This window comes from Mesorhizobium sp. WSM3868 (genome assembly GCF_002294785.1).
Taxonomy (GTDB): Bacteria; Pseudomonadota; Alphaproteobacteria; order Rhizobiales; family Rhizobiaceae; genus Mesorhizobium.
On sequence record NZ_NSGB01000010.1, the window covers coordinates 146,876 to 169,200 of the forward strand.

A 22,325-nucleotide genomic window follows, 5' to 3' on the forward strand; every position below is an offset into this window, starting at 1 on the left:
TCTTGATTGGGCTTCGCGCCACCTTACATGTCGGTGGCCTGCGGCCTCGGCTCCCAGCCGATGACCACGGTCACGATGGCGTGACGGCCAAAACGGCCTCTTGGCAAATCATCCGTTAACGGCCATTCTCCCGCCCGTCTCAGGCAACGCCACATTTCATCTGTGTTGTTTCATCCCAAGGAGTTGCCATGCCCAACACCGCAAGAAGCGCTGTTTCCAACAACATCATTGCCGCGTCCGGCCTCAATCCGCTGAAAGCCGTCCGCGAAACGAGGGGATATACGATTGAGGAGCTTTCCTTGACCTGCGGCCTGGCCGTGGGCGAGATCGTCGACATCGAGGACGGCAAAGACGCCGACCCCGCCAAGCTCAGGCGTATCGCTTCCGCGCTGCAAGTGCCGGAAGAGGAATTGATCATGATGCCGACCGAAGAGAATCGGCCCACACAGCAATAGAGACGCCGAAGCGTCCGCGAAAAAAGCCCGCCATGGCCCGCCCTGGCGGGCTTTTTGCGCCTTCCACAGATGGTCCCCTGGCCCTTGCCAACTGCCAGCGCGCCATGCGGCAATCCCGGCCGCTGCCACGATTCGGCGGCATCGAGTGGCCAACATGCCTGATTGAGGTTTCGCTCATGAGCTTGGAATCGGTCCGCGCCTTCTTTGCCGAACATGCTCCCGACATCGAGGTGCTGGTCACCGAAGCGAGCTCGGCGACCGTGGCACTGGCGGCCGACGCCCATGGCGTGCTGCCGGCGCAGATCGCCAAGACCATCTGCCTGCGCGTCGGCGAGGAGACCATGCTGGTCGTGACCAGCGGCACTGCCAGGCTCGACAACCGCAAATGCAAGGACACGCTCGGCGGCAAGCCGCGCATGCTCGACGGCGAACAGGTGCTTGCCGCGACCAGCCACCCGCCGGGCGGCGTCTGCCCCTTCGGTCTGCCGGCGCCGCTGCCGGTCTTTTGCGATGTGACGCTGCGGGCCTTCGACGAGGTCGTTCCCGCCGCCGGCGCGACGAATGCCGCCGTGCGGATTTCGCCGCAGCGGATGGCCGAACTTGTCGACGCCAAATGGGTCGACGTGTGCCAGTAGGAGATTGGAGGGGACTTCTGGGGGGCAAGTCTCAGGCTTGAAAAATGGTCGGAGTGGCCGGATTCGAACCGACGACCCCTTGACCCCCAGTCAAGTGCGCTACCGGGCTGCGCTACACTCCGGACCGGGTGGCGATGTATCGTGATAACCCCGTGCGGGTCAACCGAATTCGGCGGCTAATTCGCCGATGACAGTGCCGCAGCAGGGACGGCGCGCGCCAACCGCAATTCCTTCTGGTGCCGGTATTCCAGCGCGCTCGCGCCCCAGATCAGCCCGAGCAGCAGATAGAGATGGCGCCAGTGATCGATGTCGATGAAGGTGCCGAGCCCGATATTGCCGAGATAGGCGACATAGGCGCAAAGCAGATAGGGCTGCCAGGGACGAGCGCGAAGGAGGATGCGGAAGCCGGCGCAGATCGTCCACAGGGTTAGCGTCAGGAACGAGACGAAGCCCAGCCAGCCATAGTCCATCAGCGCCTTCAGCCAGATGTCGTGCGTGTCCTCGCCGTAGATCGTGCCGAAGACCAGCGGGCCGATGCCGAACGGGTGTTCCAGTGCCAGCTGGAAGCCGATCGTATAGCGTGCGAAGCGGCCGAGCCGCGCGGTATCGTAGCTTTGCTCGAGATGCGCGCGTTGGGTGAACATGTCCGACACGCCGGGCAGCTGCAGGATGACGAGGATGGCGATGATCAGCAGCGCGAGCGCGGCGATCGTCATCACCACGACCCGCAAGCGGAACATGCCGCTGGCGCTCTGCAGGAAGAGGCATGCGGTGAGCAGCACCGCCGAAACCGCGAACATGCCCCAGGCGCCGCGCGAGAAGGAGAAGAAGATGCCGGCGGTGATGATCAATAGCGGCACCGCCAGAAGCGGCATGCGCGATGCCGGGCCGGTCAAGAGCAGATAGAGCAGGTAGGTGCCGGGCAGCACCAGGAACGGACCGAACACGTTCGGGTCCTGAAAGGCGCCGGCGGCGCGGTCGTATTTGGTGAACATCTCCGCGCCCGGAAAGGTATGGAAGTAGCCGGCGATGCCGAGCAGCGAGGTCGCCACAGCCGAGACCACATAGGCGATGAAGATCAGCCGGTAGAGGTCAGGCTGGACCGATGTCACCGAGGCGAAGAAGACCGCGCTGAAGGCGAGAAACAGCGAGACCGCCAGATAGAGCGGTGTGTTGGCAAGTTCCGCCATCTGCGTCATTGCGATCATGCCGCCGATGTTCATCGCCACCAACAGCACGAGCAGCGGCAATATCGCTCGCGATATTCTGAGGCGAAACAGCGCCCAGACGGCGATCAGCCCGGCCATGTAGAGTTCGTAAGGCGCCGGCTCGCTGATGACGAAGCCGGAAAGCAGGATGCCGACGACGATAGCGGCCGACGAGATCAGCGCGATCAGCTTGGCGTTGACCGCCTGCGGCGACAACTGGTTGACCGCCTGCGGCGACAACTGCTTGACCGCCTGCGGCGGCAACTGGTTGACCGCTTGAGGCGGCAACTGGTTGACCGCGTCCGCTGGCAACTCCTGCGCGAGCGCGCTCAATAGGCGTTTTCCGTATTGAGCAGGCGCACGGGTGTCAGGAACAGGATGCGCAGGTCGAACAGCATCGACCAGTTCTCGATGTAGTAGAGGTCGTATTCGGTGCGCATGCGGATCTTTTCATTGGTGTCCATCTCGCCGCGCCAGCCGTTGATCTGCGCCCATCCGGTGACGCCGGGCTTGACCTTGTGGCGGGCAAAATAGCCGTCGACCACCTCGTTGTAGAGCAGGTTGTGCGATTGGGCGGCGATCGCATGCGGGCGCGGCCCGACCAGCGACAGCGAGCCGAACAGCGAGTTGAAGAACTGCGGCAGCTCGTCGATCGAGGTCTTGCGGATGAAGCGGCCGACGCGGGTGACGCGCGGGTCGTTCTTGGTCACCGTCTGCTTGGCGGTCGGGTCGGACCTGTCGGTATACATCGACCGGAACTTGTAGACCTCGATGACCTCGTTGTTGAAGCCGTGGCGCTTCTGCTTGAACAGCACCGGCCCCTTGCTGTCGAGCTTGATGGCGATCGCGGTGGCGAGCATCACCGGCGAGAAGACGATGATGCCGACAAGCGAGAAGATGATGTCGAAGCTGCGCTTGGCGACAGAGTCCCAGTCGTTGATCGGCTTGTCGAAGATGTCGAGCATCGGCACGGAGCCGATGTAGGAATAGGCGCGCGGGCGGAACTGCAGCGCGTTGGAATGCGCCGAGAGCCGGATGTCGACCGGCAGAACCCAGAGCTTCTTCAAAAGCTGCAGCACGCGCGATTCGGCCGTCAGCGGCAGCGACACGATCAGCATGTCGATGCGGGCGATGCGGGCGAACTCGATCAGCTCGGAAATGGTGCCGAGCTTCGGGTAGCCGGCGACGATCGGCGGCGAGCGCTTGTCACCGCGATCGTCGAAGATGCCGCAGATGCGAATATCGTTATAGGGCTGCTTCTCGACCGAGCGGATCAGCATTTCGGCCGACTTGCCGCCACCAACGATGAGCGCGCGGCGCTCCATGCGCCCGTCGCGCGCCCAGCGCCTGATCAGCCTGGACATCACCAGTCTGAGCCCGAAGATCAGCACGAAGCCGACCACGAACCAGCTGCCGAACAGGAGGCGCGAATAGTCCTCCGAGGCCTTCATGGCGAAGGCCGTGAGAGCCATCAGCGCGAAGGTGCCGGCCCAGACGAGGAGCACGCGGCCGAAATTGGCGAGGGGGCGCATCAGCGCCGCGATCTGGTAGCTGTCGCTGACGTCAAGCAGCACCACCGCCAGGAACGAAGCTGCCGCGATCGTCAGCGGATATTGCCAGGCGAGATAGTTGAAGAACCCGACATAGTAGAAATAGAGGCACATGCCTGACACGAAGAGCACGGCGAATTCGACCATGCGCAGCACGCCGCTGACCATGATCGGCGACATCGTATCGCGCCGGTACTGCGAGGCGACCTGTCGCGCCACGTCATTGATGCCGGGCACTTGAGCTTCGGCAGGGCCGTCGAATTTGCGCACCGCCTCGATCGAAAAGCGGTGCGCGGGGTCGATCTCGTTCATGGGGATTGTCCGCGAGCTTCGCGCGAGTGAATAGCAAAAGAGAGCTAAGAAAGCCTTGAAACAACAGGTGGCTTTGAATGCGTGTTGTTGCTTGCGACGACTGGCGGTTTTTTCACGCCGATTGCAGATTAGTAAAGTCTAAAGCTTTAGCGCCGCGAAGTAAGCCTTCTCGATCTCGGCCGCCATCACGTCGGCCCCGAATCGCGCCTTCAACTCGGGGTTCTGCGGCATCAGCTTGCGGTAGGCGCCGCGATCGTCGAGAGCCGTTCTGAGCCTGTCGGCGAGCTGGCGGGCATCGGGCCGGATCAGGGCAGGGGAGTCTTCGCCGAAGATCTCGGGAATGCCGCCCACGGCGGTGGCAATCATCGGCATGCCGGCTGCCAGCGCCTCGAGCACGATATAGGGCATTGCTTCCGCGCGGGACGGGACGACGATCAACTCGGCCAGGGCGAAGGCTTCTCTGGCCGGCATCGGCGGCAGGAAGCGGACATGGCCCTTAAGTCCTAGTCGCTCCACCTGAGCGTGGTAGCGTGGCAGGTCGTCGCCGGCGCCGACCATCACCGCGCTTAACCGGCGGCCGAGCGCCCTGCCGGCCCGCGCCAGCGCGTCGATGAAGATGTCCGGGCCTTTGAGATCGCGCATCATGCCGATGTATATGAGATCGGCCGCATCGGCCGCCGGCGCCACCGGTTCGAACTCGACGGCCCGCAGGCCGTTATAGACCAGCCTGTTGGGGATGGGCGGCTCGCCGACCTTCCGTCGATAGGTTGTCCGCTCGTAGTCGGAAACGAACAGAAGGCAGTCGCTGAAGCGGGCCATGAAACGCTCCAGCGCGAAGAACAGCCTTCCGGTGGCCGTCGTTTCGTCATAGTGCAGCGAGCCGCCATGCGGCGAATAAAGGCGGGCCACGCGAGACCTTGAAACCCGCAACAGTGAGCCGAACAGACGGGCATAGGCGCCACCCTTGGCGCCATGCCCGTGCAGCACGTCCGGCCGCAATTCCTTGATGATTTGATAGGTGCGCCAGGCCGCGGCGATGTCGCCCGGTCCGATATGGCGCTGCATCGGCGTGCGATGGATGCCGAGCGCCAGGCGCTCCTTCATCGCTCCGAACAGCCGCTCCTCATAGTCCCCGCCCGTGGTCGAATCGCAGACGATACCCACGGAATGGCCGGCGGCGACCTGCGCCTCGGTCAGGTCGCGCACATGCCGGAAGATTCCCCCGACAGGTGAGCGGAAGCAGTGGACGATCCGAAGGTGAGCCGCCACGTTGATTTTCAGAACAGGCGTTCGCGGACGTAGACGGTGTCGCCGGGCAGGAGTGGATCGGATGTCTGCACCCTGCCGGTCATCACCTTGCCGTTGATGTCGCGGGTGATGTCGACGCTTTCCTGGTTGGCGCGCGGTGTGAAGCCTCCGGCGATCGCGATCGCCTTCTGCACAGTCAATCCCGGCACATAGGAATATTGCCCTGCGGCGCCGACTTCCCCCATGACGAAGATCGGCCGGTAGCGGTCGATCTCGACCGAGACGTCGGGATCGCGCAGATATCCCTGGCGCAATTTATCGGCGATTTCCTTTTCGAGCTGCTGGGCGGTGTGGCCGCGCGCCGGCACGGCGCCGACGAGCGGGAAGGAGATGTAGCCGGACTGGTCGACGCTGTAGGTGTTGGTCAGCCCGTCCTGCTCGAACACCGTGACGCGGATGCGGTCGCCGGCGCCGAGTCTGTATGGCTGGTCGAGCACTTCATGAAAGGCGGCGGGCGCCGGCCGGTAGCTGGAACAGCCGGTAAGCAGCGACAAGGCGAGCATGGCGCGAAAGAGATGAGCAGTGCTTTTCATGATCGGACACGAACCTTCGTCGCTCTCGCCACCGGTGAGGCGGCCAACCCCAGGAAGTGCGCCCGTTATCATCCTGTTAGGGTTAATGGTCGGTAAAGGATGGGCCTTAGACTCATCGGCTGCTGGCAAAAAAGCCAATTGTTCTATTGCTTTCGCAGGACGTTCTTTGAGTGCGTTCTAATAAGTACGCATCCTGATCTTAACGGCTGAGTTACCATAGTTGTTTACGGTCCATCCTCGACTCAAAGTTCGGAGCAGGATGCATGTCCGTTCAGTCCGCGGCCGCAGATGTCGATGTCGACCTGAGACAGCTCTTCGCCAGCCTGGCGAGGAATTGGCTGCGCATTGTTCTCGTCACGCTTGTCGTGACCGGGCTGGCGTTTGCCTTCGCCTGGCTGGCGACGCCGCAATATAAGGCAGTGGCCAAGCTGGAGATCGGGTCGCGCGAATCGGTCTTCACTCGGCCGGCCGGCACAACCAGCGACGACAAGCCGGCGACCGATGAGGAGGCTGTAGCCACCGAGGTCCAGATCATATCCTCGCCCGATATCCTCAAGAAGGTTGCCTCGGACCTCAACCTGGAAAAACTGCCGGAATTCGACGAAGCGCTGAAGATGTCGGCGCTCAGTCGCGCGCTGGTGCTTGTCGGCCTGAAGAGCGATCCCTTCGACATCCCGCCGGAAGAGCGCGTGCTCAAGGCAATGCACGATAAGCTCAACGTCTACGGCGTTGAAAAATCCCGCGTAATCGCCGTTGAGTTCTCCTCGAATGATCCAAAGCTCGCCGCCCAGGTCGCGGACGCCATTGCGCAGGCCTACCTTGCCTCAAAGGGCAGTGCGAAGATGGAATCGAACACCGCCGCCACAGGCTTCCTCGGCCCGGAAATCACCGATCTGCAGAACCGGGTGAAGGATGCCGAAGCCAAGGTTGCCGCCTATCGCGCGCAATCCGACCTGTTGATGGGCGGCAACAATTCGGTGCTCGCGACCCAGCAGCTCTCGGAACTGTCGAGCGAGCTTTCCCGGGTGCGCGCCAACCGCGCCGCCGCCGAAGCGACCGCCGACAGCGTGCGCAAGGCGCTGCAGAATGGCGGCACGCTGGACAGCGTGCCGGAAGTTCTGTCTTCCGAGCTGATCCAGCGCCTGCTCGAGCGGCAGGTAGAGCTCAGGACCAATATTGCCGATCTGTCGACGACGCTGCTCGACAACCATCCTCGCATCCGGGCGCTGAAGTCGCAGCTTGCCGATCTCAACGGCCAAATCCGCAACGAGGCGCAGAAGATTCTCAAGGGATTGGCGACTCAGGCACAGACCGCCAAGGCTCGCGAGAACCAGCTGGTCCAGGAGGTCAACACGCTGAAAGCCGCTTCGGCCCGCGCCGGCGAGCAGCAGGTGGAGCTCGATGCGCTGCAGCGCGACGCCAATGCCCAGCGCCAGCAGCTCGAATCCTATATGGCAAGCTACCGCGAGGCGGCTTCGCGCGCGGACCGCAACTATCTGCCGGTGGACGCCCGTCTGCTTTCGAGAGCACAGGTGCCGACCGAACCGTATTTCCCGAAGATCGGCCCGATCACTGGTGCCGCTGCCACCGCGTCGCTGCTGCTGATGGCGATCAGCACGCTTCTGAGGGAATTGTTCTCCGGCCGTGCCATGCGTCCGGCCGCCGGAGCCCGATTCGAGCCGATCGAACAGGTGGCGATGCCGGTGGCGCGCACCGAACCGGCGCTCGCCGATGCCGAGGATGAAGCTAGCGACGATTCGGTCGCTGACGAGCGGATCGGGCAGGGCACCATCATGGAGGCAGCGCCTGCCGAGCCGGTAGATCCACCAGACCCGGCACAGCCCGAAGCGCGTCGGTCATGGCAGCCGAGGCTTGGCGAGATCGATGTCGAGAAGGCGGCGGAAAAGCTGATTGCCTCGGGTGCCGCGCGCGCCATCTTTGTCTCCCCGGAAGGCGACGAGGCCGCCGCCACCGCCGTGCTGGTGGCGCGCGAAGTGTCGGATGCGGGCCTCCGGGTGCTCCTGCTCGATCTCACCGCCTCGGGCGCCGCCTCGCGCCCGATGCTGGACAGCGGACTGCTTCCCGGCATCACCAATCTGCTGGCCTCCGAGGCGCAGTTCAGCGACGTCATCCATCCCGATCTCTATTCGGACGCGCATGTGATTCCGGTCGGTACCGCCGATCCTATCCGCGCCATGCGCGCCGCCGACCGGCTGCCGATCATCATGCAGTCGCTGACCACGGCTTACGACCTCGTCGTTGTCGAATGCGGCCCTGCCGACGCACAAGGCATTGGCCGACTGGTCGGCGATGGCACGGAAGTCTTCCTGTCGATGCTTGAAGCCGATGACGAGGTGACGCAGGCGGCGGTCAAGCTGATCGAGAACGGCTATCCGGATGTCACGCTGGTCACGCCGGTTGGCCATGAACCGGGAGATCCGTTGCCCGGACGCCGGTCGGCAGCCTGAACAGATATCGCCCGCGAAGCGCTCGGATTTTGAGTCTCGCGCTGGCGGACGACGGTCAGGCGTCGTCCTCGGCAACAATAGGGGCGGCCTGTCCGGCAGCCTTCCGGCGCAAGCTCTTGGTCAGTCTCCACACCGTCGGACTGTTCTTGATGAAGGCCTTCGCCCGCGCGCCTTGCCGTAACCCTGTGGCTAGCACGCGACCTTTCAGCGTCAGCGGCATCAGCACCTCGAAATGCTGGACCTCGATGTCGCACCAGAGCCGCTTGTAGGGCTCGTCGCCGACCGAGAAATCATAGAGGTCGAAGCCTTGCTCGCAGGCTTCCTGGATGTTGTCGAAGAACAGGAAGTCGCCAGGGCTGGTGAAGGCGAGATCATCCTCGGCGATCGCGCCGAACTCGCAGATCAGGCGCTTGCCTGAGCGGCTGGAGCTGGTAACGGCGCGAAGTTTTCCCGCTACCTCCAGCCCATGCAGCAGGAAGGATGGCTCCTGCTCGGCAAGCGCATCGGCAAACAGCGCCCGGAAGAAGGCGCGCACGCCTTCATCGCCGAACACGTTGGCGATGCCCATCTTGGCGAAGCGCGCCTGCTTCATGTCGAAGAAAGCGTCGAGCAACCTGTCGACCTCCTCGCGGCTTCGCGCCTCGATTCGGCGGAAGCTGCCGACGGCCTCGAACTTGCGCGTCTGCGAGCGGTGCTTCTTGCGCTTCCGCTTGCCGCTCGCGCGGCTGAGCAGCGCGTCGAAGCCGCCATCGAGGTCGACGGCCAGCGCAAGGTTAGGGCTCGGAAAATTGGGCAACGCGGCGAGCGGGTTGGCGGTGCCGTCGAGATCGGGCAGCAGCCGCTCCAGCGAAACGAGGTCGATGTCGGGCCGTGCCGTGGCGATTGACGAGAGCAGGGAGCGGATCGCAGGAACGTCGAAAGCAGGCAAAAGCCGCGGGTCGGTGGCGGGGAAATTGCCGTTGGCATGACGTCCGCCGGCGAAACGAGCGACGCGGAACGGGCCGTTTCGGACCACTTCCAGCGCCAGCGAAAGAGCCGGTCGACCCTTGATGCTTAGCGTGGCGACCGCCATATCGGCTTTGGTCTTGGCCGCCCAGTTGCTCACCCAGGACGCGCTCTGCGCCGGAGCAAACAGCGCCGAAGCGCAGAATTCTGCATAGCCCGCAAGACCGGTGCCATCGGTCACCGCCGCCGTCAGTCTGCCTCGGCTCGAGGCAGGCGCACGCGCCGGCGCTTCGTTGGCAGCGACGCGATTGCCGTCAAATGACGCGGCGGCGTCAACCATCCCTCAATCCTTAAGACGTATTGGTTGCAACCTGGGGTTCGCGTAGGTCCTTGGATGAGCCTAGGCGCAAAAGGTGAAGGAATGATCGACGGGGCCGAGGCAATCCGGAAGCTGGCGTTGAACGTTGCCCGCTACACCGGTCTCGCTCCGCTGGCGAGGCCGTTTGTCGGCGGCATCGGTGCCATCTTGATGTTGCATCGCGTGACCGCGACGCCCGAGAAGCCGAACAGCGTCAATCGCCATCTGAACATCGCCCCTGCCTTCCTCGACAAGCTGATCGCCGACATGAAGGAAAGGGGCTATGCCTTTGTTGCCCTTGATGAAGCGATCGAACGCATCGGGGCGGGCGGCAAACACGGCCAGTTCGCCACCATCACCGCCGACGATGCCTATCGCGATAACATGACGGAGGCGCTGCCGGTATTGGAGAAGCACGGTGCGCCGATCACCATCTATGTCGCGCCCGGCCTGATCGACGGTGCCGTCGACCTGTGGTGGGAAGTCATCGAGGATATCGTCGACACCGGCTCGCACCTGACGCTGAAGACGAAGAGAGGATCGACGGTCGTCGATTGCTCGACACCCGGCCGAAAGATCCAGACGATTGCAAGGCTGAACGCATGGTTGACCCTAGAGGTCCCCGAGGAAGAACAGGGCGCCGCGCTGCGTGAACTGGCGCGCTCCAACGGCATCGAGCTCGGCACCGGCCGCCCCGGCACCCTGATGAGCTGGGATGAGATTCGCAGGGTGGCCGCCCATCCGCTGGTGACGATCGGCGCGCACACCATCAACCACCGCAACCTTAAGCGGTTGTCCGAGGCGGAAGCGCGTCACGAGACCGGCGACGTCCGCCGTATCCTCATGGAACGGCTGGGCGCAGAGCCGCGCCACTTCGCTTACCCCTACGGTTATCCCAGCGCGGTTGGCTGCCGCGAGGTCGGCTTCGCTCGTGATGCCGGCTATGTCTCGGCGGTGACAACCCGGCATGGCGTCCTGAGAGCCGAGCATGCCGGCTTCCTGCATGCGCTGCCGCGCATCTCCGTCAACGGCCGCTACCAGAGCGTCGCCCATATCCGCACGATGCTGTCGGGTGTGACGACGCCGCTTGCCAATGCCGGCAAGATGGTCGTCACCATTTAGCCCGAAGGGGCGTCAGCATCTGTGGAAATAGCGGTGGGTGTCCGGCGCGTTCATCCATTTGAGCTGTGACGCAAGCCCGCCATGCGCGTTGATCCAGCCTCGGATGTCGGCAGCATAGGCATTCCACAAGACGGCGGTCATGTCGGTGCGGTGCGCCAGATGGAACCCGAAGCTTGCCGCAGGCATCACGCAGATGCGGCTGCGGGGAATATAGCCGAGCAGCACCGTGCAGGCCGACTGGCATTTGCCGACGATGCGGACATTGACGCCGCGCGCGGCGAGCCCCTTCCAGCGCTGGCTGTACGCGGCGACGCTGCCGCCATGATCGTCCGACACGTTGATGGTTTCGGCGGCTGCCATCGAGGCCGCCATGCGGGCGATGATCAGGATCAATCCCGCGAACGAGGCTTTTGGCATGACGCAAGCCCTCCCTGCCATGCGGTCAAGCCAGGCAAGTTAGTCCCAATGCGCAATCACGTATGAATCACGTTAGCGTTGGCGCGGCCGCGCTCAGCCCTTCTGAGGCGGCTCCAGGATCAGCCATTTGATGATGCCCATCGCCGGCAGGACCCAGAGCAGGCCGCTGAGCAGGAAGAACAGGAAATGCGCCAAGGAGCCGTATTCGGCGAGCCTTGTGACCGCGATGGCCGAGGCGATCAGCGCGTAGATGACGACCAGCGCCACCAGCAGGATGGTTCCGATCAGCTTTTTCAGGCGAATGGGCATGTCGCGGTCCCGTTGACCCGCCTCGCTTAGGCCGATCGGGGAGCGGGCGCAACCGCCGCGGGCCGGCGCGACGGCGTGCCGCGCTGTCCGGTCTTGCCAGCCGGGCGGCCATAGTCCACCAATCCCGCGATTTCAACTGCCGGGAAACTCCCATGGCCGCCATAACCACCACGGCCCCATACGCCGCCCGCGACCGCGATCTGCACAACCGCGCGCTGGTGCGCGGCTGGCTTTATTTTGTGCTGGTCGTGCTGGCCGCGCTGGTGCTGGTCGGCGGCGCCACAAGGCTCACCGGTTCCGGCCTGTCGATCACCGAATGGCAGCCGATCCATGGCGTGATCCCGCCGCTCAACGATGCCGAATGGCAGGAAGAGTTCCAGCGCTACCAGCAGATCCCCCAATATACAGAGCTCAACAAGGGCATGAGCCTAGATGCGTTCAAGTCGCTCTTCTGGTGGGAATGGGTGCATCGCATCCTCGCCCGCAGCGCCGGCGCGGTCTTCGCCTTGCCGCTGCTGTTCTTCTGGGCGACGCGCCGCATTGAACGCGGCCTCGGGCCGAAGCTTCTAGGCATACTGCTGCTCGGCGGCCTGCAGGGCGCCATCGGCTGGTGGATGGTGGCCTCGGGTCTAGTCGACCGTGTCTCGGTCAGCCAGTACCGGCTGGCGACGCATCTGACGCTCGCGGCGCTAATCTTCACCGCCACCATGGTTGTCGCGCGAGGATTGGCGCCGCACTCCGAGCGCGCCGCCGACCGCTCGACCCAGCGGCTTGCCGGCGCGATCGTGCTCTTGGCACTGATCCAGATCTATCTCGGCGGCCTGGTTGCCGGCCTCCACGCCGGCCTCTCCTACAATACCTGGCCGCTGATGGACGGCAAGGTGATCCCGGCCGATCTCCTGCTCTTGAAACCTGCCTGGCTGAATTTCTTCGAGAACCCGAAGACTGTGCAGTTCGTGCACCGGCTCGGCGCTTACACGCTCTTTGTGGTGGCGCTCTGGCACATGATCGCCACCTGGCGGCGTCAGCCCGGCACCACGCATGCCCGCCGCGCCACGCTGCTGTTCCTGCTGGTGCTGGCGCAGGCCTCGATCGGCATCGGCACGCTTTTGATGCAGGTGCCACTGCATATGGCGCTCACCCATCAAGGCGTCGCGCTGATCGTGCTCGGCTTCGCCGCCGCGCACTGGCGCGGCACCAAGGGTGCCTATCCGCTGCCGACCGAGATCGCCGTCAGAGGCTGAGGCGCGCCTTGCGCATTGTCGCTCAGTGCTTGATGCCGAGCATCAGGTCCAGATTCTGCACGGCAGCGCCGGAAGCACCCTTGCCGAGATTGTCGTAGACGGCCAAGAGCAGCGCCTGCGCCCGCTCGTCATTGGCGAACACATAGACCCTCATCCGGTTGGTGCCGTTATAAGCCTCCGGATCAATCTCCGGCATGCGCTCCATATGCGTATAGGGCGCAACCTCGACCACGCCGCCGCCGACCGACGCATAGTGATCGGCGATCGCCGCATGAAGCTCGGCGCCGCTCGGCACACGGTCGAGGCCGCCGAGCTGCAGCGGCACCACCGTGATCATGCCTTGCGCGAAATTGCCGACGGCGGGCTGCATGATCGGATCGTGCGACAGCTTCGCGTAGGTCCTGAGCTCCGGCACATGCTTGTGCTGCAACGTGAGCCCATAGGGCAGGAATTCAGGCGCGTCCTCGCCCTTGCCGACATAGTCCTCGATCATCGGCCGGCCGCCGCCGGAATAGCCGGAGATGCCGTTGACGGTGACGGGGAAATCGGCAGGCAGCAGGCCGGCCGAGACCAGCGGACGCAGCGTCGCGATAGGGCCCTGCGGCCAGCAGCCGGGATTGGCGATGCGTTTTGCACTGGCGATCTTGTTGGCCTGATCCTTGTCCATTTCGGCAAAGCCGTATTCCCAGCCTTCGGCCACACGATGCGCGGTCGAAGCGTCGATGACCTTGGTCGTATCGTTCTCGATCAGCGATACGCTTTCCTTGGCCGCGGCATCCGGCAGGCAGAGGATCGCGACATCGGCGGCGTTGAGGAATTCGGCCCTGGCCGCGGCTTCCTTGCGGCGGTCGGCGGGAATGGAGATGATCTCCAGATCGCCGCGGTCGGCCAGCAGCGCCCTGATCTGCAGGCCTGTCGTGCCATGTTCGCCGTCAATGAAGATTTTCGGTTTCATCGGTTGCCAAAATCCCTGCGATTCCAGAGCTATATGCCTTGAGCGTTATGTAGTACGGCATGAGTGCCGTTGTTCAGGTCGTCGAGCCGCGCCTTCCTTTCGGCCACCAGGCCGAGATAGTGCATGGCGATGATCGATCCGGCGATCGCCGTAATATCGGCATGATCATAGGCCGGCGCAACCTCGACGACGTCGGCACCGACGATATCGATCTGGCCGAGTTGGCGCAGCGTCGAAAGCATCTTGGCCGAAGACGGGCCGCCGGCCACAGGCGTGCCGGTGCCCGGCGCGAACGCCGGATCGAGGCAATCGATGTCGAAGGTAAGATAGGTCTTCCTGCCGCCTGTGCGCTCCACGATCGCGTAGGCGATGTCGGAGGCGCGCATCTCCTCGACTTCATGGCCGTAGATGATCTTGATACCGAACGTGTCCGGCGCATGGGTGCGGATGCCGATCTGGATCGAGCGGTCTGGATCGATGACGCCTTCTTTGACCGCGCGGGCGACGAAGGAGCCGTGATCGATGCGCCTGCCGTCGTCCGGCCAGGTGTCCTGATGCGCGTCGAACTGCACCAGGGCCAGCGGCCCATGGATCGCTGCATGCGCCTTCAGCAGCGGCCAAGTGACGAAATGATCGCCGCCGAGCGTCAAAAGAAATGCGCCTGAGCTCAGGATCTTGGCCGCCTCGCGCTCGATCGTACCGGGCGTCTTCTGGTGGTTGCCGCTGTCGAGCAGGCAATCGCCGTAGTCGACCACGGCGAGCTGTTCGAACAGGTCGCGCGAGAACGGATATTGCGGATCGTTGTCGAGGATCGCCGAGGCGCGGCGAATCGCCTGCGGCCCGAAGCGCGCGCCGGGACGATTGGTGACCGCGGCGTCGAAGGGAATGCCCCACACGACGGCGTCCGCGCCCTTCGCATCCTTCGTATATTTGCGCCGCATGAACGACAGCGCGCCGGCATAGGTCGGCTCGAGCGACGCCCCCGTTTTGGAACGGGCGGTGAAGGCGTGGTCGATCTCTTGGTTCGCCATTACGGGTCCTCGGTTGTCATCGGGGAGCCACAACTACAGAACCGGCACGCAACTTGCCAGTCACAGCTTGCCGATATCGAGCGGCGCTCGAGGAGTGCCACGGCAGCACAGGATTTGTCTCGCCATGACGCCTCGCCAAAACGGATTTGAGCAAACAGCTAGCCGGCTTCGTTCACCTCACCGTCATGGGCATCGCCTAACCGGGTCCCGACCCGGAACGGAGCGATTCCCCGATGCGAACACTCTGGCTGAGCCTTCTTCTGACCGCCGCGCTTGCGACTGCTTCGAGTCAAACCTTAGCCGGTGAGACGCGCGCCGCCCAAATCCTCGACCGCTTCGAACACGCCAACCAGTGGCGCGACCATGTGATGATCGCGGCGCATCGGGCCGGCAGCATGCAGGCCGGCAAGACGCTTTATGCCGAGAATTCGCTTGCCGCGGTCGAGGGCTCGATCGCGATCGGCGCCGAGATAGTCGAGGTCGATGTGAGGCGCTCGAAGGACGGCGCGTTCGTCATCATGCATGATAGCTGGCTCGACCGTACCACGAACTGCAAGGGCGAGGTGGTGGAATATACGCTGGCGGAGCTGAAGAAGTGCCGGCTGGTGATCGAGGGCACCGGCGCCGTCACCAGCGAGCCGGTGTCGACGCTGCGCGAAATGCTGCTGACGACCAAGGACAGGATCCTGATCAATCTCGACAACAAGCTCGAGGTGACGGACCTGCCCGGCATGATCTCGGCTGCCCGCGATCTCGGCATGGCCGATCAGGTGATCGTCAAGGAGAACCTGTGGAACCAGGCGCGCATTGAAGCCGCGAAGGCCGCGCTCGCCCAGGCGGGCGGCGGCTTCCAGTTCATGCCGATCCTTGCCGATGACGCCGTGCAAGATGCCGCCTTTGCCGGCGAGGTCGACAAGGCGTTCGCGCCACGCGCTAATCGAGCTGATCAACTGGCGCAACGGCGCCGAGACGCTGACCGCAAACGGCGGCCCGCTGTTCAGCACGCGCATGCGGGCTACAGCCGTCCGCGGCGACTGGCACCTCTGGGCCGATACCTATGCCATCGTCAACAAGCCGGGCGGCTTCCTTGCCGGCGGCCGTGGCGACGAGCTGGCGGTCGCTGCCAGTCTGCCGCGCGAGGCTTGGGGTTTCTGGGTCGATCGCGGCGCCACCATCATCCAGACCGACGAGCCAAAAGCGGCGATCGAATGGCTGGCTGCCAATGGCTATCGCGTACCGTACACGACGGACATCAAGCAAGCCGAGTCGGCGCATACGGCCAGTATCAATTAAGCTGACGTCGGCGCTTCACCCCGCCCGGCGCTTCGCGCCGAGCTAGAGCGTCGTGCCAGCCTGCCGTCGCTGCATGCCTGCGACATTCATGAAATGCTAAACCCGTTTGAGCGTAAAGCGCGGCGCCTTACCTCCCTTGATGGGGAGGTCGCGCCGCAGGCGCGGGCGGGTGCTGCGCCGACCTACGCCGCTCTCGTCACGCCCTCCAACTCGGCCAGCACCTCGTCCGCCAATTCCAGCTCCGCAGCCGCAAGATTCTGCCGCAGATGCTCGACCGATGAGGTGCCGGGGATCAGCAGGATGTTCGGTGAGCGTCGCAACAACCATGCCAGCGCAACCTGCATCGGCGTCGCGCCGAGCCGCTCGGCCACACCGGACAGCGTCGACGATTGCAACGGGCCGAAGCCGCCAAGCGGAAAGAACGGCACATAGGCGATGCCGTGGCGCGCCAGTTCATCGATCAGCGCGTCGTCGTCGCGATGCGCCAGATTGTACTGGTTCTGCACGCAGACGATGTCGCAAATCTTGCGGCCTTCCTGGATTTGCGCTCGGGTGACGTTGCTCAAGCCGATATTGCGCACCAGGCCCTTGCGCTGAAGCTCGGCGAGCTTGGTGACCTGCGCCTCGATGGAGCCCTCCGCTGGACCATGCATCCCGAACGTGATGCGCAGATTGACGACGTCCAGCACCTCGAGGCCAAGATTGCGAAGATTGTCGTGTACGGCATGTTCGAGCTCATCGGCTGTGAAGGCCGGCAGCCAGGAAGCATCTTCGCCACGACGGGCGCCGATCTTTGTGACGATGGTGAGGTCGTCGGGGTAGGGCCATAGCGCTTCGCGGATCAGCTTGTTGGTGACGTGCGGACCATAGTAATCGCTGGTGTCGATATGGTTCACGCCTTGCGCTATCGCTTCGCGCAGCACGGCGATGGCCGCGTCATGGTCTTTCGGCGGACCGAACACTCCTTTGCCTGCGAGCTGCATGGCGCCGTACCCGAGGCGGCGGACCGAGCGGTCGCCGAGCTTATAGGTGCCGGATTTGTTTACGCTGGACATCGTGGTTCTCTCCTTCGTTGTCGGCGACGGAGATAAGGCATAGCCGCTGTCCCGATAACCAGCTATATTCGGCACAGCTTGTACGAAATTTAGGACAATGGCGGCCGAACTCAACGACCTCCAGGCATTCATGGCCGTGGCCCGCGCCGGCGGCTTTCGCGAAGCAGCTCGCGCCACCGCCGGCAGCGCGTCAGCGCTCAGCGAAGCCATCCGCCGTCTGGAAACTCAACTCGGTGTTAGGCTCTTCAACCGCACCACGCGTAGCGTTGCTTTGACCGAGGCTGGTGCCAGCCTGCTGGCGCGACTCGGCCCCGCATTGGGCGAGGTAGAAGCTGCGCTCGATGTGGTGAACGGCTTTCGCGACCGGCCCGCCGGAACCTTGCGTCTCAACGTGCCGATAAGCGCCTCGCGGCTGGTGCTGCCCAAAATCGTTCCGGGATTTCTCGCGGCCTATCCCGCCATTCGCCTGGAGGTGATCGCCGAGGAGAACTTTGTCGATGTGCTGGTGGCCGGCTGCGACGCCGGAATCCGCTACGACGAGCGGCTGGAGCAGGACATGATCGCGGTGCCGATCGGACCGCGCGCGCAGCGCTTCACGACCTCCGCCGCGCCGTCCTACCTTGACCGGCACGGTCGGCCGCAGCACCCGCGCGACCTGCTTGGCCATGCCTGCGTGCGCGGCCGCTTTCCGAGCGGGGTCATGACGCCCTGGGAGTTCGAGCGGGAAGGCGAGGTGGTGCGGGTCGATCCCACGGGGCCATTGGTCGTCAGCATCGGTGGAGGCGTCGATCTCGCTGTCGATGCGGCGATCGCCGGCGTCGGCATCCTTTGGCTCTTCGAGGACTGGGTGCGCCCGTATTTCGACAGCGGCGTCCTGGAACCGGTGCTCCAGCCCTGGTGGCAAAGCTTCTCGGGGCCGTTTCTTTATTACCCTGGCCGGCGCTTGGTGCCGGCACCGCTGCGCGCCTTCATCGACTACATAAAGACGCCGGCCGGGCACTGGTGACGGAAACAAAAAAGCCGCCCGGAGGCGGCCTTTTCGAAATGCTTGGACTTCGCAGCGCTTAGCGCTTCGAGAACTGGAAGCTGCGGCGGGCCTTGGCCTTGCCGTACTTCTTGCGCTCGACCACGCGGCTGTCGCGGGTGAGGAAGCCGCCCTTCTTGAGCACCGAACGCAGGCCCGGCTCGTAATAGGTCAGCGCCTTGGAGATGCCGTGACGCACGGCGCCCGCCTGGCCGGAGAGACCGCCGCCGATGACGGTGGCGACGATGTCGTACTGGCCGGCGCGGTTGGCGGCGACGATCGGCTGGTTGAGAATCATCTGCAGCACGGGACGCGCGAAATAGGTCGCGAATTCCTTGTCGTTGACGATGATCTTGCCGGAGCCCGGCTTCACCCAGACGCGCGCGATCGCGTTCTTGCGCTTGCCAGTGGCATAGGCGCGGCCCGACTTGTCGAGCTTCTGGACGTGGACAGGCGCGGCCGGCTGCGCGGCGGTCGTGACAGTCCCGAGTTCTGCGAGCGAGGAAAGCTCAGCCATTACGAGGCCCTCTTGTTCTTGGAGTTCAGCTTGGCCACGTCGAGCGTGACGGGCTGCTGGGCCGCGTGCGGATGCTCAGTGCCTGCATAGACGCGGAGATTCTTCATCTGGCGGCGGCCAAGCGGGCCGCGCGGGATCATGCGTTCGACAGCCTTCTCGACGACGCGCTCGGGGAAGCGGCCCTCGAGCAGCTGGCGCGCGGTGCGCTCCTTGATGCCGCCGGGATGGCCGGTGTGCCAGTAATAGACCTTGTCGGTGTACTTCTTGCCGGTGAACACCACCTTGTCGGCATTGATGACGATGACATTGTCGCCATCATCGACATGCGGGGTGAAAGTGGGCTTGTGCTTGCCGCGCAGATGGTTGGCGATGACAGTGGCAAGGCGGCCGACGACGAGACCCTCGGCGTCGATCAGCACCCACTTCTTCACCACATCCGCAGGCTTCTGCGAAAAGGTAGCCATGGTTTTGCTCTCAGGTTGACCGTCCTGTCCGCGAACGGCAGGAACAGGCGTTTTTTGTTGCTTGAATTGACGGAGAGGCCAAGCCGTCCGGCAATAACAAAACGGCGGTCCTTGCGGCCGCTGTTTCGTGACGGCTTATAGGCGAGGGTGCCGGATGCGTCAAGCCAAGCGGAAACTCTACTGGCGCTGAAAATAAAGCAAAAACAATCAATTGGCGAAACGGTATTATTTTACCTCATCCATTCGCTTCGGCGGGATCGAATAGGTCCCGGTGGCGTGGGCCACCGTGTGCCGGTCGGCCCCGGCGACGATGTCGATGTCGAAGACCATCAGGCTCTTTCCGAGCTTAAGGATACGGCAATGGCCGTCGATCGGCCCGGCCTCGGCCTTGCGCATGAAGTTGATGTTGAGATTGGTCGTCACCGAAAGCGCATCCGGCCCGGCATGGCTGAGCACGCAAACATAGCCGCCGATGTCGGCAAGCGTGAACAGCGCCGGACCCGAGACGGTGCCGCCGGGACGCAGATGCCGCTGGTCGGCATTGAGCCGCACCGTGCAGCCGCCCGGAAACACTTCCAGCGCCTCATAGAAGGAGAACTGGTCGTTGAGCTGCGGATAGACGTTTGCCATCAGCGCGTTGACTTCGGCCGCGGTCAGCACCGGCTTGAGATTGCTTTGAGCGGGCATGCGCGATTCCTATATACGGGACGTTCCAGACAGCGCGCCTGGACCAAACGGTGCCACGGAGAAAACACGTCTCGCGGCTGTTCTTCAATCGGCAGCATGTTAGTTCTGTTGCTCCATAACCCGGGACCGCTGATCGAGAGGTTCAAAAATGGCCGAAGTCGTTGCCATCAAGCCCGCCGTCGCCGACGGCCCGGTTCTTGTCAGCCAAGACAAGGGCGTGCTGCGCCTCACCCTTGCAAGCCCGCCGGCCAACGCGCTGTCGCTGGCGACGATGGCGGCGCTGCAGGCCGAGTTCGACCGCGTGAAGGACGACAAATCCGTACGCGTCATCATCCTGGCAGCGTCAAGCAAAGTGTTTTGCGCCGGCCACGACCTCAAGGAAATGACGGCGCACCGCGCCGAACCGGATCGCGGCCGCGCCTTCTTCGAAATGACCTTTGTCGCCTGCGCAAAGCTGATGCAGACCATCGTGCGCCATCCGAGGCCGGTGATCGCCGAGGTCGACGGTCTGGCTACCGCGGCCGGACTGCAGCTTGTCGCGAGCTGCGACCTCGCCATCGCCTCGCACGAAGCGACCTTCTGCACGCCCGGCATCAATATCGGCCTGTTCTGCTCGACGCCGATGGTTGCGCTGTCGCGCAACGTCTCGCGCAAGCAGGCGATGGAAATGCTTCTCACCGGCGAGACGATCGATGCGGCGACGGCCAAGGAGTTCGGTCTCATCAACCGGATCGTGCCGCGCGAATATCTGAATCAGGTTGTCAACAAATACGCGCAAACGATTGCTTCAAAATCGTCTTTGGTGGTCAAGACCGGCAAGGAGGCGTTCTACGCCCAGGCCGAAATGGGGCTGGCCGACGCCTATGCCTACACCGGCCGCGTGATGGTGGAAAACATGCTGGCGCGCGACGCCGAGGAAGGCATCGGCGCCTTCATCGGCAAGCGCAAGCCGGAATGGGCCGACGAATAATTGACCCGAGAATGCAGCGCGCTTTTTCATGATTGAAGGTCCGACGTGGCTGCCCGCAAGCAACTGACGCGGCTGAAAGCGACCTATCTCAAGCGCATTCTGCTTGAGCCTTCGCGCGTCGCGGATTGGGATGGATATCCATGGAGCCTGCCGATCTTCCGGGATCGCGAATTCGAGTTCGAATTCACGTCGGCCATCACCATCATCGTTGGCGAGAACGGCACCGGCAAATCGACGCTGCTCGAAGCCATCGGCGCCCTGGCCGGCTATGACGAGGCCGGCGGCGGCAAAGGCTATATGCCCGTCGACCAATCCGGCGCCATCGACAAGAGTGGTGCTGCACTTGCCGCTGCGCTGCGCTGCCATTGGCTGCCGAAGGTCACCGCGGGCTGGTTCTTCCGGGCGGAGTCCTTTTACTCCGTGGCTCGTTATCTTGACCAGGCGGCGCTGGAGTCTGGCGGAGCGCCGCCGGACTTCCTGTCATGGTCGCATGGCGAAGGGTTCATCCGCTTCTTCGAGGAACGCTGCCGACGACAGGGCATCTACATCCTCGACGAGCCCGAAAGCGCGCTCTCGCCGACGCGCCAGATCGAGTTGCTGAAGCTGCTTCAGCGCATGGAGCGGTCCGGCACCGCGCAGGTGATCATGGCGACGCACTCGCCGTTGCTGATGGCCTGCCCGAACGCGCGGCTCTTCCGCATCAGCCGCATCGGCCTCGATCTGATTGATTTTCAGGACACCGATCATTTTCGCATGATGCGTGACTTCTGCAGCGATCCGGCTGCCTTTCTCGCCGATGCGCTGTATGAGGACGAGCCATGAATCACGACGCCTACGACAACAGCTACATTGCCGGCATTCTGAACTCGGTGAAGACCATTGCCATGGTCGGCGCCTCGCCCAACGACGTGCGGCCGAGCTATTTCGTGCTGAAATATCAGCTGGCCAAGGGTTTTTCGGTGTTGCCGATCAATCCCGGTCATGCCGGCAAGCAGATCCTTGGACAGACGGTCTATGCCAGCCTGGCCGACCTGCCGCATCCGGTTGACATGATCGACATTTTTCGCGGCTCGGCCGCTGTCCCTGGCATCGTCGAGCAGGTACTGAAGCTCGATCCGCTGCCGAAGGTCGTTTGGATGCAACTCGGCGTTCGCCATGACGAGGCCGCCGCGCGCGCCGAGGCAGCCGGCATCAAGGTGGTCATGAACCGCTGTCCCAAGATCGAATATGGCAAGCTGTCGGGCGAGATCGGCTGGACCGGCGTCAACTCCGGCGTGCTGTCGTCGAAGAAGCCATTGATGCGCAAGGGTTTCCAGAGTTTTGGCGTGCGCCAGAAATAGACGGACAACCAGGCGCGCAAAATTATTCCGGGAAGAAATGGATTTTCCCGGGCGTTCGCCGCAGATCGCACGCCGAAAGGTATTTTGTTCTTTGCATTCACGACCGCGCTTGGCCAAGAATGCCC

At 63.5% G+C, this 22,325-nt stretch carries 22 protein-coding genes, 1 tRNA gene and 1 pseudogene; 10 read left to right on the forward strand and 14 right to left on the reverse strand.

Going from position 1 to position 22,325, the window contains the following annotated elements; all coding sequences use genetic code 11:
- Positions 1–188: 188 nt before the first annotated feature.
- Both CK221_RS17730 and CK221_RS17735 read left to right on the forward strand, forming a co-directional pair.
- Positions 189–455 (forward strand): helix-turn-helix transcriptional regulator, encoded by a 267-nt coding sequence (locus CK221_RS17730; RefSeq protein ID WP_095778649.1) that lies wholly within the window; start codon positions 189–191, stop codon positions 453–455.
- Between the two features lie 176 nt (positions 456–631).
- Entirely contained in the window at positions 632–1,090 is a 459-nt protein-coding gene (locus CK221_RS17735) for a YbaK/EbsC family protein (RefSeq protein WP_095778701.1), read from the forward strand.
- Between the two features lie 45 nt (positions 1,091–1,135).
- On the opposite strand, the gene CK221_RS17740 is transcribed toward CK221_RS17735, so the two are convergent.
- From CK221_RS17740 to CK221_RS17760, 5 genes are all read right to left on the reverse strand, one after another.
- Positions 1,136–1,212 (reverse strand) — tRNA-Pro (locus tag CK221_RS17740).
- Between the two features lie 54 nt (positions 1,213–1,266).
- Positions 1,267–2,514 (reverse strand): O-antigen ligase family protein, encoded by a 1,248-nt coding sequence (locus CK221_RS17745; protein ID WP_095778702.1) that lies wholly within the window; start codon positions 2,512–2,514, stop codon positions 1,267–1,269.
- A 113-nt stretch (positions 2,515–2,627) separates the two neighbouring features.
- Positions 2,628–4,160, reverse strand: coding sequence for an undecaprenyl-phosphate glucose phosphotransferase (locus CK221_RS17750; protein WP_095778650.1), 1,533 nt, complete (start codon positions 4,158–4,160; stop codon positions 2,628–2,630).
- Positions 4,161–4,298: 138 nt separating this feature from the next.
- The gene (locus tag CK221_RS17755) at positions 4,299–5,429 is read right to left on the reverse strand and encodes a glycosyltransferase (RefSeq protein WP_067000801.1); all 1,131 of its coding nucleotides are present in this window, start codon (positions 5,427–5,429) and stop codon (positions 4,299–4,301) included.
- A gap of 8 nt (positions 5,430–5,437) precedes the next feature.
- Positions 5,438–6,001 (reverse strand): polysaccharide biosynthesis/export family protein, encoded by a 564-nt coding sequence (locus CK221_RS17760; RefSeq protein ID WP_067000804.1) that lies wholly within the window; start codon positions 5,999–6,001, stop codon positions 5,438–5,440.
- A gap of 263 nt (positions 6,002–6,264) precedes the next feature.
- Here CK221_RS17760 and CK221_RS17765 point away from each other — a divergent pair, with 263 nt between their 5' ends.
- The gene (locus CK221_RS17765; protein ID WP_095778651.1) at positions 6,265–8,469 is read left to right on the forward strand and encodes an exopolysaccharide transport family protein; all 2,205 of its coding nucleotides are present in this window, start codon (positions 6,265–6,267) and stop codon (positions 8,467–8,469) included.
- 55 nt (positions 8,470–8,524) lie between these two features.
- Here the strand turns inward: CK221_RS17765 and CK221_RS17770 are convergent, their stop codons facing one another.
- Positions 8,525–9,754 (reverse strand): GNAT family N-acetyltransferase, encoded by a 1,230-nt coding sequence (locus tag CK221_RS17770; protein ID WP_095778652.1) that lies wholly within the window; start codon positions 9,752–9,754, stop codon positions 8,525–8,527.
- An 81-nt stretch (positions 9,755–9,835) separates the two neighbouring features.
- Between CK221_RS17770 and CK221_RS17775 the strand changes: the two genes are divergently transcribed.
- Positions 9,836–10,894, forward strand: a complete 1,059-nt coding sequence (locus tag CK221_RS17775; RefSeq protein WP_095778653.1) for a polysaccharide deacetylase family protein — start codon at positions 9,836–9,838, stop codon at positions 10,892–10,894.
- A gap of 12 nt (positions 10,895–10,906) precedes the next feature.
- Here CK221_RS17775 and CK221_RS17780 read toward each other — a convergent pair whose 3' ends face one another.
- Both CK221_RS17780 and CK221_RS17785 read right to left on the reverse strand, forming a co-directional pair.
- Positions 10,907–11,311, reverse strand: a complete 405-nt coding sequence (locus tag CK221_RS17780) for a hypothetical protein (RefSeq protein WP_095778654.1) — start codon at positions 11,309–11,311, stop codon at positions 10,907–10,909.
- A gap of 93 nt (positions 11,312–11,404) precedes the next feature.
- The gene (locus CK221_RS17785) at positions 11,405–11,620 is read right to left on the reverse strand and encodes a DUF2842 domain-containing protein (protein WP_067330098.1); all 216 of its coding nucleotides are present in this window, start codon (positions 11,618–11,620) and stop codon (positions 11,405–11,407) included.
- Between the two features lie 152 nt (positions 11,621–11,772).
- Between CK221_RS17785 and CK221_RS17790 the strand changes: the two genes are divergently transcribed.
- The gene (locus CK221_RS17790) at positions 11,773–12,864 is read left to right on the forward strand and encodes a COX15/CtaA family protein (RefSeq protein ID WP_095778655.1); all 1,092 of its coding nucleotides are present in this window, start codon (positions 11,773–11,775) and stop codon (positions 12,862–12,864) included.
- A 22-nt stretch (positions 12,865–12,886) separates the two neighbouring features.
- On the opposite strand, the gene argC is transcribed toward CK221_RS17790, so the two are convergent.
- Together argC and speB are read right to left on the reverse strand one after the other, a co-directional pair.
- The gene (gene argC / locus CK221_RS17795) at positions 12,887–13,819 is read right to left on the reverse strand and encodes an N-acetyl-gamma-glutamyl-phosphate reductase (protein ID WP_095778656.1); all 933 of its coding nucleotides are present in this window, start codon (positions 13,817–13,819) and stop codon (positions 12,887–12,889) included.
- A 29-nt stretch (positions 13,820–13,848) separates the two neighbouring features.
- Positions 13,849–14,850 (reverse strand): agmatinase, encoded by a 1,002-nt coding sequence (speB, locus tag CK221_RS17800; RefSeq protein WP_067000830.1) that lies wholly within the window; start codon positions 14,848–14,850, stop codon positions 13,849–13,851.
- Between the two features lie 233 nt (positions 14,851–15,083).
- On the opposite strand from speB, the pseudogene CK221_RS17805 reads away from it, so the two are divergent.
- Positions 15,084–16,143 (forward strand): annotated as a pseudogene (locus CK221_RS17805) (glycerophosphodiester phosphodiesterase family protein).
- 182 nt (positions 16,144–16,325) lie between these two features.
- Here the strand turns inward: CK221_RS17805 and CK221_RS17810 are convergent.
- A complete protein-coding gene (locus CK221_RS17810) occupies positions 16,326–17,198 on the reverse strand; it encodes an aldo/keto reductase family oxidoreductase (protein WP_095778657.1) in 873 nt (290 codons plus the stop codon).
- Positions 17,199–17,295: 97 nt separating this feature from the next.
- Here CK221_RS17810 and CK221_RS17815 point away from each other — a divergent pair, with 97 nt between their 5' ends.
- Positions 17,296–18,204, forward strand: a complete 909-nt coding sequence (locus CK221_RS17815) for a LysR family transcriptional regulator (protein ID WP_095778658.1) — start codon at positions 17,296–17,298, stop codon at positions 18,202–18,204.
- 58 nt (positions 18,205–18,262) lie between these two features.
- Here CK221_RS17815 and rpsI read toward each other — a convergent pair whose 3' ends face one another.
- The 3 genes from rpsI to CK221_RS17830 all read right to left on the reverse strand — a co-directional run bounded on the left by rpsI (position 18,263) and on the right by CK221_RS17830 (position 19,890).
- Entirely contained in the window at positions 18,263–18,739 is a 477-nt protein-coding gene (gene rpsI, locus CK221_RS17820) for a 30S ribosomal protein S9 (RefSeq protein WP_066989448.1), read from the reverse strand.
- Positions 18,739–19,203, reverse strand: coding sequence for a 50S ribosomal protein L13 (rplM, locus tag CK221_RS17825; RefSeq protein WP_066989450.1), 465 nt, complete (start codon positions 19,201–19,203; stop codon positions 18,739–18,741). Before rplM ends, rpsI begins: the two co-directional genes overlap by 1 nt.
- A gap of 225 nt (positions 19,204–19,428) precedes the next feature.
- Positions 19,429–19,890 (reverse strand): PaaI family thioesterase, encoded by a 462-nt coding sequence (locus CK221_RS17830; RefSeq protein ID WP_095778659.1) that lies wholly within the window; start codon positions 19,888–19,890, stop codon positions 19,429–19,431.
- 148 nt (positions 19,891–20,038) lie between these two features.
- Between CK221_RS17830 and CK221_RS17835 the strand changes: the two genes are divergently transcribed.
- The 3 genes from CK221_RS17835 to CK221_RS17845 are packed head-to-tail and all read left to right on the forward strand — an operon-like array spanning position 20,039 to position 22,200.
- Positions 20,039–20,860 (forward strand): enoyl-CoA hydratase, encoded by an 822-nt coding sequence (locus tag CK221_RS17835; protein WP_095778660.1) that lies wholly within the window; start codon positions 20,039–20,041, stop codon positions 20,858–20,860.
- Positions 20,861–20,905: 45 nt separating this feature from the next.
- The gene (locus tag CK221_RS17840) at positions 20,906–21,682 is read left to right on the forward strand and encodes an AAA family ATPase (protein ID WP_095778661.1); all 777 of its coding nucleotides are present in this window, start codon (positions 20,906–20,908) and stop codon (positions 21,680–21,682) included.
- Positions 21,679–22,200: a CoA-binding protein gene (locus tag CK221_RS17845; protein WP_095778662.1), complete on the forward strand. Its 522-nt coding sequence runs from the start codon at positions 21,679–21,681 to the stop codon at positions 22,198–22,200. Before CK221_RS17840 ends, CK221_RS17845 begins: the two co-directional genes overlap by 4 nt.
- Positions 22,201–22,325: the final 125 nt, after the last annotated feature.